This window comes from Roseospira goensis, from assembly GCF_014197795.1.
Classification (GTDB): Bacteria; Pseudomonadota; Alphaproteobacteria; order Rhodospirillales; family Rhodospirillaceae; genus Rhodospira; species Rhodospira goensis.
Genome location: NZ_JACIGI010000001.1, coordinates 112,213 through 126,934, shown reverse-complemented (window position 1 = coordinate 126,934; position 14,722 = coordinate 112,213). Strand labels below are relative to the sequence as shown.

The window sequence follows — 14,722 nt, the reverse complement described above, 5'->3', positions numbered from 1 at the left end:
GTGCCGGTGGCGGCCCCTGGACCGTTACGACTCGGGCCGGGCCGCCGTCACCGGCGCGGCGGCGGCGTCGATGGCGTCCAGAACCACGCCGGGGGTCAGCAGTTCGGGCAGGGTCAGGCCATCCGGCGCGGCCCGCCCGTAGACCGCGTTGAAGGGAATGCCGTAGCGGCCGAAGCTGGCCAGATAGGCGGCGATGGCGGCGTCGGGCCGGGTCCAGTCGCCGCGCATCAGCACCATGTCGTCGCCGGCAAGGCGGGCGGCGACCGGATCCTGATCGAGCACCGCGCGCTTGTTGACGATGCAGGTCACGCACCAGTCGGCGGTGACGTCCACGAACACGGTGCGGCCCTCGGCCACCAGTCCGGGGATGGCGGCCACGTCCAGCGACCGCCAGGCCCCGGCGGCCGGCGCCGTCGCGTCGGGGCCGCGCCCGTCGGCGCCGCCGGCCCCCGGCATCAGCCCGGCCCAGGCCGGCAGCGCCAGGGCGGCCAGCGCCGCCAGCCCCGCCAGGCCGGCCCGCAGCGGCCGGCGGGGAATCGCCAGCGCCAGCACCATGACCGCCATCAACGCCGCCACCAGGGCCGCCGCCAGCGGCGGCACCTGCGCCGCCAGCACCGTGACCAGCCAGACCGCGGTGCCGGCCAGCGCCAGCCCCAGCACCGCCTTCAGGCCGATCATCCAGCGTCCCGGGCGCGGCAGCCGCGTCGCCAGCCCGGGCCGGGCCGCGATCAGCAGGTAGGGCAGCGCCATGCCGACGCCGAGCGCCAGGAAGATCAGCCCGATTTCGGCCCAGCCGCGCGACAGCGCAAAGCCGACCGCCGTCCCCAGGAACGGCGCCGAACACGGCGTCGCGAGCAGGGTGGCGAAGGCACCGGTGCCGAAGGCGCCCCAGGGCGAGCCGGGGTCGTCGCCGCCGGCGCGGGTCGCGCCCGCGCTGGCCGCGCCGGCCAGCCAGCCGGGCAGCGCCACCTCGAACAGGCCCCACAGATTGGCCGCGAACAGCGACAACAGCACGATCATGACCACCAGGAACGCCGGCTGCTGGAACTGGATCCCCCAGCCCACGGCGACCCCGGCGGCCTTGACCGCGATGGCGGCGGCGCCCAGCACCAGGAACGAGGTCACGATGCCGGCGGCGCTCATCAGGAAGCTGGTGCGCGCGTGCGCCGGCGCCGCCCCGCCGTGCCCCACCAGCCCCAGCACCTTCAGCGACAGCACCGGCAGCACGCAGGGCATCAGGTTCAGGATCAGGCCGCCCAGCAGCGCCAGCCCCACCATGGTCAGCAGCGTCGCGGCGTCCAGCGGCGGCGGCTGGGGGGCGCCGCCGCCGAGCCCCGCACCCACGCCCGGTCCGCCGCCGGTCCCCCCGGCCTCGGCCAGGGCCGCCAGCGGGTGCGGCGCGGCCGCCGCCACGGGCGTAACCTCGGCCTCCATGCCGCGCGGTCCCTCGACCACGGTCACCGTCAGCGGCACCCCGCGCAGGTCGTCGAGACCGCCGACGCGGCTCCACAGCACGGCCAGGCCGCTGTCCGGATCGCGGGCCACGGTCGGCGGATCGAACCAGCTCCCCTCCGGCCCTTCCACGAACAGGTCGGGGGCGGTGAGCGGCGGATCGGCCGCGACGGCGACGCGCAGCACCGTGCCGTCGCCGACCACGGCGGCCTCGTCCAGGCGCAGGCCGTGGGCGGTGCCGTCCCCCGGCACCGCCGACTCGGCGCGGTTGATGGCGTGGGCGTGGTCGGTGGGCGCGCCCGGCCCCGCCGGCAGATCGAGGCTCAGCGACACCGTGCGCGGGATGCACAGGTCGGCGCAGGTCAGATAATCCACGTCGGCGCGCAGCCGCAGGCTCTCGCCCGCGTCGGCCACGGTGGCGTGAAGCGGATAGACCACCCCATCCTTGTAGCCCAGGGTCTCGATGCCCAGCACCGAGAAGCGTTCGGGCGCCGGCCACAGCATCGCCGCGTCCGTCAGGTTGGCGCTGCCGCTCCAGTCGATGGACGGCGGATAGCCGGCGTCGCCCGGCGAGCGCCAGTACACCTTCCAGTCGTCCACCATGTCGAATTCGAGGCCGAGGCGGACCGTCGACTCGCCGTTGAGGGCGCCGCGGGCGGCGATCAGTCGCACCCGACCCTCCGGCGTCTCGGCCCAGGCGCTGGTGCCCGGCGGCGTCCACGACGGCAGCTCCGCGCGTGCCCCGCCCCCCGGCGCCAGCGCCGCCAGCCCGAGCGCCAGCGCCAGCACCCCCATCAGCGGGACCAGCAGCGCCCCGGCACGGGTCCAGGCGGCAACGGACCGGGCCGACGGCCCGGCGACACTCCGGTGGGTCATGGTGGTCTCGTCCTCGCCTCGGTCCGGCCGGCATCCGCAGGGCGCATCGGTCTCCAGCATATCGGACAGGGTGGTGCCTCCCGCAAGGGCCGACCGACCGCGCGCGGGGGGTGGCGTCGGCCCAGGGCGAGCGGGTACGGTTCCGCTTGGAATCGCCGGGCGGACGTGGTCGAATCGCCGTCTGCCCCCCGGCGAGCCAACGGAGGCGCCATCGTCATGGTCGATACGTTCGCGAGCGTCGGCGCGGCCGACGGCTTCCTGACCGGCAAGTGTCTGGTCGCGATGCCGGGCATGAGCGACCCGCGGTTCGTGCGCGCGGTCATCTACGTCTGCGCGCACACGGCCGAGGGCGCCATGGGTCTGGTGGTCAACCGGGCCATCCCCGACTTCAGCTTCGTGGACCTGCTGGAGCAGCTCAGCATTCCGGCCACGCCGCGCTGTCAGCAGATCAAGGTCCAGTTCGGCGGCCCGGTGGAGAGCCAGCGCGGCTTTGTGCTGCACACCGCGGACTACATCCACGAGGGCACCCTGGTGGTCGACGACACCGTGGCCCTGACCGCCACGCTGGAGGTGTTGCGCGACATCGCCGTCGGCACCGGCCCCAGCCGCACGCTGATGGCCCTGGGCTACGCCGGCTGGAGCCCGGGGCAGCTCGACGACGAACTGCGCCGCAACGTCTGGTTGACGGTTGACGCCGACTCGGACCTTGTGTTCGCCCCCGACCTGGAGGCCAAGTACGCACAGGCGCTGGGGCGGCTGGGCATCGACCCGGCGCTGCTCTCCAGCGAGGGCGGCCACGCCTGACCGGCCGGCCCGCCGCCGCAGCAGCACCAGCAGCAGCGGGGCCGGCGGACCGGTCAGGGCTGATAGAGGCGACCGCCGACCATCGGAAACGGCGCCCCGGTGGTGCCGGGAAAGGTGATCGGCAACTGACGCCGGAACCGCGCCGCCATGAAGGCGAACGCCTGCGCCTCCAGGGCATCGCCGTCCCAGCCCACCGCCTCGACCGGCGCCACCGGCGCCTCCAGCCACCCGGCCAGGGTCTCCATCAGCACCGGGTTGTGGCGCCCGCCGCCGGTCACCAGCCACCGCGTCGGCGGCACCGGCATATGGGCGGCGGCCTGCACCACGGCGGCACAGATGAAGGCCACCAGGGTGGTCGCCCCGTCCGCCGCCGACAGCCCCTCCAGCACCCCCGGCACATGGTCGAAGTCCCGCCGGTCCAGCGACTTGGGCGCCGGGCGGGCGAAATAGGGATGGTCCATCAGGGTCAGCAGGCGGGCTTCGTCGAGGCGGCCGGCGGCGGCCAGTCGGCCGTCCTGGTCGCACGCCTGGCCGGTGTGGCGCGCCACCCAGTCATCCAGCGGGGCGTTGCCCGGACCGGTGTCGAAGGCCACCAGGTCGTCCACCCCGCGCTTGCCGATCCAGGTGACGTTGGCGACCCCCCCCACGTTCAGCACCGCCAGCGGCCGCTCCAATGGGGCGGCCAGCGCGGCGTGATAGACCGGCGCCAGCGGCGCCCCCTCGCCGCCGGCGGCGATATCGGCCTGGCGCAGGTCGGCCACCACCGGGATCCCGAGTTCGCTGGCCAGTTGCGCCGGATCGCCGGCCTGGACCGTCAGGCGCGCCACCGGGTCGTGCCACAGCGTGTGGCCGTGGAACCCGATCAGGTCCGGGGTCACGGTGGCCCCGGCCAGCAGCCCCCGCACCGCGTCGGCGTGGCGCAACGCGAGGTCGCGGTGCAGCCGCCGGCCGTCCGCGTCGTCCAGGCTGGTGCGCCCCAGCAGGGCGCGGATGCGGGCGCGGAAGGCGTCGTCGTAGGGCACCGTCAGGTGCGGCCCGATGCCGGCCACGGTCTCGCCGTCGGTCTCGATCAGCGCGGCGTCGATGCCGTCCATCGAGGTCCCGCTCATCAGGCCGACGACCAGCAGGGTGGCGTCCGGCGCATGCGCCGGGGCGCGGCTCGGGCGGCGGGCCGGACGGGCGCGCGGCGTGCGGGGCAGACCTTCGGGAAACGGGATCATGGGCGGGGCACCTTGCTTTCCGGGACCCGGGGAGTGTGCTAAACGACCGGGCGCGCGGCAAGCGCCAGCGCACTCCCCCACACCATCGAAATCGAGACCGAAAGCGATGACCGCCTTTGCCTCCGACTTCATGCGCATCATCCACGAGCGTGGCTTCGTGGATGCCTGCACCCATGCCGAAGAGCTGGATGCCCTGCTGAACCGGGAGGTGGTCACCGCGTATATCGGCTATGACTGCACCGCCCGCAGTCTGCACGTCGGCTCCCTGGTCTCCATCATGCTGCTGCGCTGGTTGCAGAAGACCGGGCACCGCCCGTTGGTGCTGATGGGCGGCGGCACCACCCGCATCGGCGACCCCACCGGCCGCGACGATATGCGCAAGCTGCTGACCGACGATGAGATCGCCGCCAACATGGCGGGGATCCAGAGCGTGTTCGCCAAATACCTGACCTTCGGCGACGGCCCCACCGACGCCCGCATGGTCAACAACGCCGATTGGCTGGACGGCCTGGCCTACATCCCGTTCCTGCGCGACTACGGCCGCCACTTCTCCATCAACCGCATGCTGACCTTTGATTCGGTGCGCATGCGGCTGGAGCGCGAGACCCACATGTCGTTCCTGGAGTTCAACTACATGATCCTCCAGGCCTACGACTTCCTGGAGTTGAACCGCCGCGACGGGGTGCGCCTGCAGATGGGCGGCGCCGACCAGTGGGGCAACATCGTCAACGGGGTCGAGCTGGGCCGGCGCTGCGATGGCGTCTCGCTGTACGGCCTGACGGTGCCGCTCATCACCAGCGCCTCGGGCGCCAAGATGGGCAAGAGCGCCCAGGGCGCCGTGTGGCTGAACGCCGAGCAGTTGGCCCCGTACGACTTCTGGCAGTTCTGGCGCAACACCGAAGATGCCGACGTCGGCCGCTTCCTGCGCCTGTTCACCGAACTGCCGCTGGACGAGATCGCCCGCCTGGAGGCGCTGGGCGGGGCCGAGATCAACGAGGCCAAGAAGGTGCTGGCGCATGAGGCCACCGCACTGGCCCACGGCGAGGCGGCGGCGCTGGCGGCGGCGGAGACCGCGCGTGCGGTGTTCGAGCAGGGCGGCGTGGGCGAGGACCTGCCCACCGTGACCGTGCCGGCGGCCGAGCTGGCGGCCGGGGTGCCGGCGCCGACGCTGTTCACCCGCGCCGGCCTGACGGCCTCCAACGGCGAGGCCAAGCGGCTCATCAAGGGCGGCGGCGCGCGCCTGAACGATGCCGTGGTGGACGACATCGGGCGCCTGGTCACCGACGCCGACCTGTCGGGTGGCGAGTTGAAGCTGTCCGCCGGCCGCAAACACCACGCCCTGGTGCGGGTCGAGGGGTAGCACAGGACCGGGGGCCGCCGTCCCTGACCGCGGTCCCCGGCCGCCGCCCTTGCGGGGTCCGGCGCCGGCCCTATCCCGCCCGCGCCGCCACGATGCCGGCGGCCTGGTGCTCCAGGCGCACGGCGGCGGCGCGCGTGCCGGGCGCCGCCAGCAGGGACCAGCCGCGCGCGGTCCAGCCCGCGCAGCGGCGGTCCGGCGTCGCGGCGCCGCGTCCGTTGGCCCAGTAGGTCACCGCCTTGTCGAGGCAATAGACCACCTCCCACAGCCGCACCCGCACCGCGCCCAGGCCGTCCGGATCGCCCACCAGGCCGAACCAGGTGTCGAGCAGCGCCGCCCGCGCCGGCCCCTCCAGGCGGGCGCGAACGCACACCGTGGCGAGGTCGAACAGCGGATCGCCCATGGTCGCCGTCTCCCAGTCCAGCAGCACCATGTCGCGGCCGGTGTCCACCATGTTGCCCAGCACCAGGTCGCCGTGACAGGGCCGCGGCGGCGGCCGGGTGGCGCTCAGGCCCTCCAGGATCGGGCGCACCGCCTCGGCCAGGGCCGGCAGGCCGCGGGCATGGGCCAGCACCGCCGCGCCGTCCCGCCGCAGCCGCGGCAGGCGGCGGTCGAGCCGGCCGAGCGCGTCGTCCCCGGCCTCGAAGGCCCCGCCGTCGTGCAGGCGGCGCAGGGCCGCCCCGGCGCGGGCCGCCGCCGCCGGCGTCAGGCCCCGTTCGGCCGGCCGGCCCTCGATCCACGGCAGCACCATCAGCCCGTCGGCGGGGTCCAGGACCAACGGCGGCGGCGTCACCCCGGCGGCGGCGGCGATGGCGACGTTGTGGGCCTCGCGCCGGTACCAGTCCGGCGCCTGCAACACCGGCCGCGGCAGGCGGACGGCGTAGCGGACCCCGGCATGGGTGACGTCCAGGGTGGGGTTGCGATGGCCGACGGTGACCACGGCGACGCGCTCGACGCGCTCCGGCGCCCAGCCCAGGCGCTCGCCCAGGCGCGGCCACGCCGCCGCCAGCAGGGCGCGCAGGTCCGGCTTCGGTGTGCGGGGCTGGGTCATGGCTCGGCCCTCCCGGCGGCGGCGGCGGCGCGCGCCGTAAGCAGGCGCTGGAACCGGGCCAGGTCCGGATCGGCCGACACCGGACAGTGGGCCGCCACCACCTCCGCCAGCGCCGCCAGCATGGGGCCGGTGTTGGCGGCCGCGCGCTGCTGTTTCTCCGGCCAGCGCGGCCCGTCCAGGCCGCGGGCCGCCGCCACGGCGTCGTCGGCCCGGTCCAGCGCCTCCAGCAGCGGCCGCACCACCGCACGGCCGCAGACCGCGCCCGGCGGCCCCCCGGCGGCCTCCGCCACCTGGGTGCAACCCGGCTGACAGCGCCGGAACAGCCGGGTCCAGACGGGGGCGGCGGCGTAGCTGCGCCCCAGCCAGGCGTCCAGCGCCGCGTCGTCGGCCGGCAGTGGCTCGGTGGGCGCCGGGCGGTCGCGGAACAGGGACTCCAGCGCCCGCGCCATCCCCTCCAGATACCAGGAATTCTTGAAATACGTGTAGGCGTACTGGTACACGTGGAACACCTCGTGCTCCGGCGTCAGGTTGGGCGGATGCCAGCGGTGCGACAGGCTGACGGTGAGCGCCGGCCCGGCCTCCCCGAACCGGTCGTAGTCGAAGCGATGCAGTTCGTCGCCGGTCGAGCCCATGCCGCGCCCGATGTCGTAGATGTGCACGTCGATGCGGGCGCCGCCGGCGTAGCGCGGCAGCGTCAGCGGTGGGGCCAGCCCCAGGTCGCGCTGGTAGACCCGATCGGCCAGCGCCAGACGCTCCTCCAGCCGATCCAGGTAGTACCCCGCCAGGTGAGCGTTGCGGCGCCGCGCCGGGAAGGCGTGCGGCCCCTCCTCGGTGTGGAAGATGGCGTAGGGGCCGGACAGGCGGCGCTGGTCCAGCGCCTCGCGCTCGTCCTTCCAGTCGGCCACGGCCGGCGCGGCCAGACCCCCGGCCAGAATCAGCCCGGCCAGGATCAGCACCGCCAGCACCGCCCGCACGGGGGCGACGATCCCGCGCGGGCGGCGTACACGAAGCGTTGGGCGGCGCGGCATGGGTACGGCCTCAGTCTGCGGGGGCGGGGGACGGGACGGCCGGGGCGGCCTCGGTCGCCGCAGCGGGGCCCAGGTCGGCCTCGGTGGGCACCGGGCAGCGGCCGTCCAGCATCATCTTCAGGTAGAACGCGGCCACGTGCTGGATGGTGTCGATGCGGAACCACTGCCGGGTGTACTTGAAGCGGATACCGCCGATGGCGATATCCGGCGCACGCGCGAAATACACGGACTCCGGCGTGTTCACCAGGTGCATGGTGGCCCAGGCCACCAGCCGCAGGGCGTTGCCGTAGAGCGTCACCCGCGCCCGGTCACCGACCTTGTGGGCCAGCGTGAAGGCCCCCATCAGGCCCTCGGCGCGGGCCCCGTCGGCGTAGGGGAACTCGCCGAACTCATAGAAGAAGGCGCCGGCGTAGTCCGGATACGGCGCATCCCGCACCGTGTAGAGCTGGCGCACCATGGCGTCGGCATCGCTGAACACGAAATCCTTGTAGAGGTCTTGGCGGAAGGCCGGATCGTCCCAGAACTCCATGACCGCCATCATCAGCCAGGCGTCGGACGGCAGCGAGCGGTAGTGCTCGGCGCGGGTCCCGGGGCGCTCCACGATCAGGAACCGCATGGCCCTGTGGGCCGCGTCCAGGATGCAGGCCCGCTCATCGGCGTCGTCCGGCCCGTCGCCCAGGATGTGCAGGCAGTAACCGGCCAGCCCGCACAGCGCCTCGCCGGGATAGTAGAACGAAAAGTAGGCGTGGTTCTCGGCGGCGGTCACATGCTGGTCCAGGTAGTACTTGTAGTACACGAACTCGCCGCTGTCGGCGATCTGCTCCACCAGGTGGCGGGCGATCTTGCGCGCCACATCGTCGTAGCGCGGATCGCCGGTCAGGCGCCGGTACTCGCCCAGCGCGTACAGCGCCACCCCGCTGCCGCCGAGCTTGGCCTTGCGATTGTAGTAGACGTAGAGCGCCTCCTCGCCGCGGCTGGTCGTGTAGGCGCGGGTCTGCGCCACCAGGAACGCGACCGCGCGATGCAGCGGCTCCAGCACCGACAGGTCGCCGGTCAGGCGGGCATGATACAGCAGCAGCAGCAGGCCGCCGCTGTGGCGCACGATGTTGTAGTAGGGGTTGGTGTCCGGATCGCGGGTCGGATGCTCGTGATCGCGCCGCGAGTCGGTGGCGGCGTCGTAGTAGTACAGGAACCGCCCGTCGCCCCCCAGGTGGCGCACCACGTGGTCGATCGCCAGCCGCGTGGCCCGCTGCATGCGCTCCACGGTCAGCGCGCCGTTGACCGGATGGCCCCGGTACAGGCGCAGCCAAGTGGTCCCGTAACTGACGTAGCTCTCGCTGGTGAACCGCTCGGCGGTGTGGGTGTCGAACACGTCGTCGCCGTACAGGCGGGCGATGCGCTGGCGCATCGGCTGCATGCTCATGTACGAGGAGACATAGGCATCCCCCGGGAGCACGTAGCGGCGCTGGCCCGGGCGCGACAGGATCAGGCCGTCCAGGCCGATCTCGAAATGGGCGTCGCCGGTCCGGGTCATGCCGATCGCGCGCGCGTCGCACGGGCGCGGCGGGTCGACCACGATGTCCATCTGAAGGCGGCAACGCGCCGGGTCGTCCACCGCGAAACGGGGCCGGCGGGCATGACCGCGCAGCGCCGTGGCCACCCGCGCCAGCGCATCGCCCAGGTCCGCGCCCCGCCGCACCCCCAGCAGACGGCGCTCGCCCGGCTGGTACAGCACCAGGACGACCCGATCGCAGACGGTCGGGAAGCCGCTCGCCGCCGCCAGCGCCGGCAACCGGCCCGCGGCCTCGGCGGCCGCCGCGTCCGGCCCCGCCAGCACCACGCGCAGCGCGGCCAACAGGGCCTCGTCCGCCGCGCGGGCCCCGTATTGGGGCAGGCGGCGTTCCGGGGCGTCGAAGGCCCCCGGGGGCACGTCGGGCAGGATCATGACGCGGTCTCCTCTCCCTCCCCGGCCCCGGCCCCGGCCCCGTCCTTATCACCGGCCGCACCGCCGTGCGAGGCCTGCACCAGGCGGGTCACCAGGCGGTGTACGCCCGCGCCGTGCGACCCCTTGACCAGCAGCACGTCCCCGTCGCGCAGGTCGGTGCGCAGCGGCGCCAGCAGGTCGGCCGGATCGTCCACCCGCAGACCCTGGCGGTCGCCGGGCAGTCGCCGCCAGAGGTGGGCCATCTGCGGCCCCACGCAGTGCGCCACGTCGACGCCGGCCGCCTCCAGCGGCTCGGCGAGCGCCTCGTGGTAGCGCGCGGAGTCCGGCCCCAGCTCCAGCATATCGCCCAGGACCGCGATCCGCCGCCCGCCGGGACCCGGCACCCGGTCGCCCAGCAACGCGAGGCCGGCGCGCATCGACGCCGGGTTGGCGTTGTAGGCATCGTCGATCAGGCGCACCCGGCGGCCGTCCACGATCAGGTCATGCTCGACCCCGCGCCCGGCCACCGGGGTCGCGTCGGCCAGGGCGGGCAGCACCAGGCCGCGCCAGTCCGCCCCGCCGAGGGTACCGGCGTTGGCGGTGGCGGTGGCGTCGGCGTCGGCGCCCACGGTCGCCACCGCCGCCAGCACCGCCAGGCTGTTGACCGCCATGTGCCGGCCCGGCGCGCCCAGGCGGTAGGTGAGGGTCTCCCCGTCGAACGCGGCCCGCACCTGGCCGTCGGGATCGTGGTCCAGCAGGCGCACCATGGCGTCGGGATGCTCGCCGTAGGTCACCACACGGGCGGCGTGCCGGTGCGCCACGGCGACGACGCGCTCGAACGGCGCCATGTCGCGGTTGACGATGGCCACGCCGTCCGGAGTCAGGCCGGTGAAGATCAAGGCCTTGGTGTCCGCGATCTGCTCGATGGAGCGATGGTACTCCATATGCGCGGCGGTGACGTTGGAGAAGATCGCCACCGACGGGCGGGCCAGCCGCGTGCTTGGCCCCATGCGGCCGATCGCCAGTTCCAGAACGGCGTGGTCGACGTCGCCGGGCAGACCGGCCAGGGTGCGCGCCACCCCCGGCGGCAGGTTGGTGTTGTGGCTGGTCTGGACGGTGGGGCCGAGGCGGCTCAGGGCGAACGCCAGCAGGTGGCAGATGGTGGTCTTGCCGGCACTGCCGGTGACGCCGTAGACGCGGCCACGAAAGCAGCCCCGGGCGTAGCGGCCCAGGTCCATCAGCGCCGCATAGGTCTCTGGCACCACGAAGACCGGCCACGGCCCGTCCGGGGCGACGGCGGGCGTCGAGCAGACGAGACCACTGGCGGCCGCCAGCAGCGGCGCCGCCTGCTCCGGGGTCATGCCCAGTTCGCCCTGGCGCGACCGCAGGATCAGCAGATCGCCGGGCTGGAACAGGCCGTGATAGTAGCAGGCCCCCCCCGCCACCCAGCCGTCGGGCGGCGCCCGCCACCAGGTGCCGTCGGTCGCCGCCACCACGTCCTGCGCGGTCCAGATCGGCCCGGCTGCGTCCGGCGCGGTCATGCTGCCGCCTCCTCGCCGGCCGCCATCGGCCACAGCGCGGCCTCGGCGTCGGCCAGCGCCATCACCACCCGGGCGGACCAGTCGGTGCGGACCAGCGCCTGCCCCAGGCCGAACCGGAACCCGCCGACGGCGGCGGCCACGGCGGCGGGCAGCGCGTCCCGGGTCGCCGGCCCGTCCACCTGAAGCTGGAGGCAGAAGCGCGCGCCGAGCCGGGCGGCGCGCCTTCGGGCCTCGGCCTCGGCGTCGGAGCGCGCGACCGTCAGCGCGGCGGCCGCCGTCATCAGCCCATGGCAGCCGGCCACGGTCGGCAGCCCGCCGGGCCGGGTGAACAGCCCGCCCAGCCAGTCCGGGGCGGGACAGCGCGCCGGCGTGACCAGCACCGTGCGCTCGATCCAGTCCTGCACGGTCCGGACCGTCTGCGCGGCCTCGGCGTCAGCGGTGGCCTCGAACACGGCCCCCGCCGCGGCCGCCAGCCAAGGCGCGGCGGAGGTCAGGCCTTCGCGCGCCGCCTCGGGGTGAATGCCGCCGTCGGGCCCGTCCGCGTCCGTGCGGTCCGCCGCCCATGTCTCCCAGGCGTCCCGCAGGCGCGCCACGGCACCCCGCGCCACCGGGCCGAGGGGGCTGTCCGGCTCGCCCGAGCGCACCGCGAGCGCGAACAGCCGTGCCAGCGCCAGGGCCGCGACCGCATCGGCCGTCCCGCTCGTCTCCGCCTCGGCGTCGCCGTCCGCGTCGTCGGCCGCGCGCTCCGGCGGCGCCGCCTCGGGGCGAGCCAGGGCAGCCCCCAGCTCGGCCAGCAGCGGCCGCCAGCCGCCCAGGTGGCCCAGCTCGGCCAGTTCCACCAGCGTCAGCACCAGGAAGGCCAGCGTGCGCCGGCCGGCCTGGGCGCGACGCTCCAGGCCGTGGGCAAGGCCGCGGCCGGCGGCGTCCAGCAGCGCGGCATCGCCCAGGCGCCGGTAGGCCCGCAGCAGCGCCAGCGGCACCGGAACGTGGCGGGCCAGGGCCGGCACCCCCGCGGGCGCGGCCGACGCGTCCGGTCGGTGGAACGGGCGGAACGAGCCGTCGGGGCGCTGGTCCGCGACCAGCCGGCGCGCGCCCAGCGCCAGGGCCCGGCGCAGCGCGGTCCGATCCACGGACTCGACGGACCACAGCGGCTGGCCCCGCACCAGGCGGAGCGGCGCGGCGGCCGGCGCCGGCTCGGTCCAGGCGTCGGCCCGGCGGCGCCACAGCGGCACGTCGTCGGCGGCCCGCCAGGCGGCCTCGAACACCACCTGCGGGCGGGTCCGGGCCACCGCCGCCGAGCGCGCCGGGCGCAGGAAGCGCGCCGGATCGAGCCGACGCAACAGTGCCTCCAGATGCAGGACGGGACTGGTCAGGCCGTCGGCCAGCACCGCCTCGGGCCCGACCGCCACCGTCCCGGCCGCCAGCCCGTCGCGCCCGAGGTCGATGAGCCAGGGCAGCGCCGCCACGTCGCGGTCGGCCAGCAGGCACGGGTCCCGCGCCACGGAGACGCCGAGACGCAGCGATACCGCCGCCGCCGCCAGGCTCTCGGGCAGGGCCAGATCTTCCATCGCCGCCGCCTCGACCCTCAGGGCCGGCCAGTCGCGCCGCAGCGCCGCCACCGCGCCGGCCAGATCGGCGGCGGTGCGCTCGGCCAGGGGGCCGCCCTCGGGGCGCAGCAGGGTGACGGTCACCGCGCCGCCGCCATGGTCGTCGATGTCCGTGTCGCTCGTCGCGGGGTCCGCCAGCAGGGCGCGGGCCCGCGCCACCAGGGCCGCACCGTCCGCGTCCGGCCGCGCCGGGCCGGCGGCGGGGTCGACCAGGCGATGTAACGCCCAGCCGCTGGACAGCGCCAGCGGCGCGAAGCCGGGGGTGTCCAGCCCGTCGCGCAGCCGCACCCGTAGCCGCGACAGATCCGGCTCCAGCCAGGGTGCGACGCGGGGCAGGGTGCGGTCGGTCACGACCAGGGCGACGCCGGCCCGGCGCAGCGCCGCGACGGCCGCGGCCGGCTCCTGGGTGTCCAGCCGGTCCAGGTCGAGCACATGGACGCGCCCGCGCAGGGCGGGAAAGAAGCGGCGCGGGTCGCGACCGCCGCCCCAGGCCACGGCGGCGCCGTCCGGAGCGCCGTCCGGGGCAGCGTCCAGGGCGGCCATCAGGGCGGTCTCGAACCCCGGGTCCCACTGTTCGGTGATGGTCGCGCGCCGCCGCAGCATGGTCCGCCTTCGTCCGGTCCCGAGTACGTTCCGTTCCGGATGTGCCTTTCTGAATGTGCCCTCCTGTATGTGTATGTGCCATGGCTGCCGGGAACACAAGCCGGCGCCGTTTTCCCTCATATGGGGGATGCCGCGGCCGCCGCCGCGCCGTAGCCTCGGACGATAGGTCAGCACCCGTGTGTGCTGCGATGATGGATTCAGTCCACGGCGGAAACCGGGCCCAGGGCCCTCCGCGCCGGGACCTTCGGGGAGACCGATCATGGCCGACACAACGGGCGGGACGCCATCCTCCCAGCAGGTGAGTCAGGCGGCGCAGCCGGACGCGCCCGACAGCGCGGAAACCGCGGCCACGCCAAGCCCCGACGGGCCGGTGCAGGACGAGACCACGCAGGCGCAGGACAGTGCGCCCCCGGCGCCGGTGGCCGCCGACGCGGTGACGCTGTCGCCGCCCCCGCCCGGCGAGACGCTCGAAGAGTTCGTCATTCCCGGCCAGGCCTATGTGATCGACGCGGACCCCGACCGCGTGTCGATCCGTCAGGATGGTGGCGACCTCGTGATCACCGCCGAGGGGGGCGGTGCCATCGTGCTGGCCGACTTCCTGACCTTTGCCGCGCCGGACTCCGGCGCGCTGCCGCCGGTGCTGACGCTGGCGGACGGAACGGTCATCACCCCCGAGATTCTCTCCGCCGACTACGGCGTCGACCTGGGCGACCTGGCCCCGGCCGCGGGTGCGCCGGCGGCCGCGGCGCCGGCCGCGCCGGCTCCGGCCGGCGGTGGCGGTGGCGCCGGATTCGACCTCTATGCGATCGGGGCGATCGGCGATGGGCTGACGCCCCTTGATCTGCTGGGGAACCTCGATCTGGCGTTCGACGTGGTGTTCGACGTCGAGGACGACGGGCTGGTCGACGATGCGGACGCCGCGGCGGCGCCGGCGGCCGGCGTGATCCCGGACGGCGGGGCCGACGCCGACGATGACGCGGATGCGGACGCGGATGCGGACGCCGATGCCGACGCGGATGCCGACGCTGACGCCGACGCCGACGCCGACGCCGATGCTGACGCCGACGCGGATGCGGACGCTGACGCCGATGCGGATGCTGACGCCGATGCCGACGCGGATGCGGACGCTGACGCCGATGCGGATGCTGACGCCGATGCCGACGCGGATGCGGATGCGGACGCCGACGCGGATGCGGACGCCGATGCCGACGCGGACGCTGACGCTGACGCGGATGCTGACGCGGACGCGGACGCGGATG

Annotated in this window: 10 protein-coding genes; 3 read left to right on the top strand and 7 right to left on the bottom strand. The window is 74.9% G+C overall.

Translation table 11 applies throughout. From position 1 onward, the window contains the following. Positions 1–24 precede the first annotated feature (24 nt). Positions 25–2,328 (bottom strand): protein-disulfide reductase DsbD family protein, encoded by a 2,304-nt coding sequence (locus tag GGD88_RS00535; RefSeq protein ID WP_246423465.1) that lies wholly within the window; start codon positions 2,326–2,328, stop codon positions 25–27. Positions 2,329–2,544: 216 nt separating this feature from the next. Between GGD88_RS00535 and GGD88_RS00530 the strand changes: the two genes are divergently transcribed. Next, positions 2,545–3,132, top strand: coding sequence for a YqgE/AlgH family protein (locus tag GGD88_RS00530; RefSeq protein ID WP_184430876.1), 588 nt, complete (start codon positions 2,545–2,547; stop codon positions 3,130–3,132). Positions 3,133–3,185: 53 nt separating this feature from the next. On the opposite strand, the gene GGD88_RS00525 is transcribed toward GGD88_RS00530, so the two are convergent. Then, the gene (locus tag GGD88_RS00525) at positions 3,186–4,241 is read right to left on the bottom strand and encodes an anhydro-N-acetylmuramic acid kinase (RefSeq protein WP_246423480.1); all 1,056 of its coding nucleotides are present in this window, start codon (positions 4,239–4,241) and stop codon (positions 3,186–3,188) included. 217 nt (positions 4,242–4,458) lie between these two features. On the opposite strand from GGD88_RS00525, the gene tyrS reads away from it, so the two are divergent. Continuing rightward, a complete protein-coding gene (tyrS, locus tag GGD88_RS00520) occupies positions 4,459–5,712 on the top strand; it encodes a tyrosine--tRNA ligase (RefSeq protein WP_184430874.1) in 1,254 nt (417 codons plus the stop codon). Positions 5,713–5,782: 70 nt separating this feature from the next. On the opposite strand, the gene GGD88_RS00515 is transcribed toward tyrS, so the two are convergent. From GGD88_RS00515 to GGD88_RS00495, 5 genes are read right to left on the bottom strand one after another with little or no spacing between them, the layout of a single operon-like run. After that, positions 5,783–6,760 (bottom strand): phosphotransferase, encoded by a 978-nt coding sequence (locus tag GGD88_RS00515; protein WP_184430873.1) that lies wholly within the window; start codon positions 6,758–6,760, stop codon positions 5,783–5,785. Continuing rightward, the gene (locus GGD88_RS00510) at positions 6,757–7,788 is read right to left on the bottom strand and encodes a hypothetical protein (RefSeq protein ID WP_184430872.1); all 1,032 of its coding nucleotides are present in this window, start codon (positions 7,786–7,788) and stop codon (positions 6,757–6,759) included. Before GGD88_RS00510 ends, GGD88_RS00515 begins: the two co-directional genes overlap by 4 nt. Before the next feature lie 10 nt (positions 7,789–7,798). After that, on the bottom strand, positions 7,799–9,733 hold the full coding sequence (locus tag GGD88_RS00505) for a glycoside hydrolase family protein (RefSeq protein WP_184430871.1): 1,935 nt from the start codon (positions 9,731–9,733) through the stop codon (positions 7,799–7,801). Continuing rightward, entirely contained in the window at positions 9,730–11,253 is a 1,524-nt protein-coding gene (locus GGD88_RS00500) for a UDP-N-acetylmuramoyl-tripeptide--D-alanyl-D-alanine ligase (RefSeq protein ID WP_184430870.1), read from the bottom strand. Before GGD88_RS00500 ends, GGD88_RS00505 begins: the two co-directional genes overlap by 4 nt. Then, positions 11,250–13,463 carry a hypothetical protein gene (locus tag GGD88_RS00495; protein WP_184430869.1) on the bottom strand — a complete coding sequence of 738 codons (2,214 nt, stop codon included), beginning with the start codon at positions 13,461–13,463 and terminating at the stop codon, positions 11,250–11,252. The genes GGD88_RS00500 and GGD88_RS00495 overlap by 4 nt, the downstream gene beginning before the upstream one ends. A 370-nt stretch (positions 13,464–13,833) precedes the next feature. On the opposite strand from GGD88_RS00495, the gene GGD88_RS00490 reads away from it, so the two are divergent. Continuing rightward, positions 13,834–14,722: hypothetical protein (locus GGD88_RS00490; protein WP_184430868.1), on the top strand; the 889-nt coding region annotated here is incomplete at its 3' end.

Bases quoted from the DNA above. Each gene is read 5' to 3' on its own strand.
- GGD88_RS00505 (WP_184430871.1), bottom strand. From the start codon at position 9,733: ATGATCCTGCCCGACGTGCCCCCGGGGGCCTTCGACGCCCCGGAACGC.
- GGD88_RS00510 (WP_184430872.1), bottom strand. From the start codon at position 7,788: ATGCCGCGCCGCCCAACGCTTCGTGTACGCCGCCCGCGCGGGATCGTC.
- GGD88_RS00530 (WP_184430876.1), top strand. From the start codon at position 2,545: ATGGTCGATACGTTCGCGAGCGTCGGCGCGGCCGACGGCTTCCTGACC.
- GGD88_RS00500 (WP_184430870.1), bottom strand. From the start codon at position 11,253: ATGACCGCGCCGGACGCAGCCGGGCCGATCTGGACCGCGCAGGACGTG.
- tyrS (WP_184430874.1), top strand. From the start codon at position 4,459: ATGACCGCCTTTGCCTCCGACTTCATGCGCATCATCCACGAGCGTGGC.
- GGD88_RS00495 (WP_184430869.1), bottom strand. From the start codon at position 13,463: ATGCTGCGGCGGCGCGCGACCATCACCGAACAGTGGGACCCGGGGTTC.
- GGD88_RS00515 (WP_184430873.1), bottom strand. From the start codon at position 6,760: ATGACCCAGCCCCGCACACCGAAGCCGGACCTGCGCGCCCTGCTGGCG.
- GGD88_RS00535 (WP_246423465.1), bottom strand. From the start codon at position 2,328: ATGACCCACCGGAGTGTCGCCGGGCCGTCGGCCCGGTCCGTTGCCGCC.
- GGD88_RS00525 (WP_246423480.1), bottom strand. From the start codon at position 4,241: ATGAGCGGGACCTCGATGGACGGCATCGACGCCGCGCTGATCGAGACC.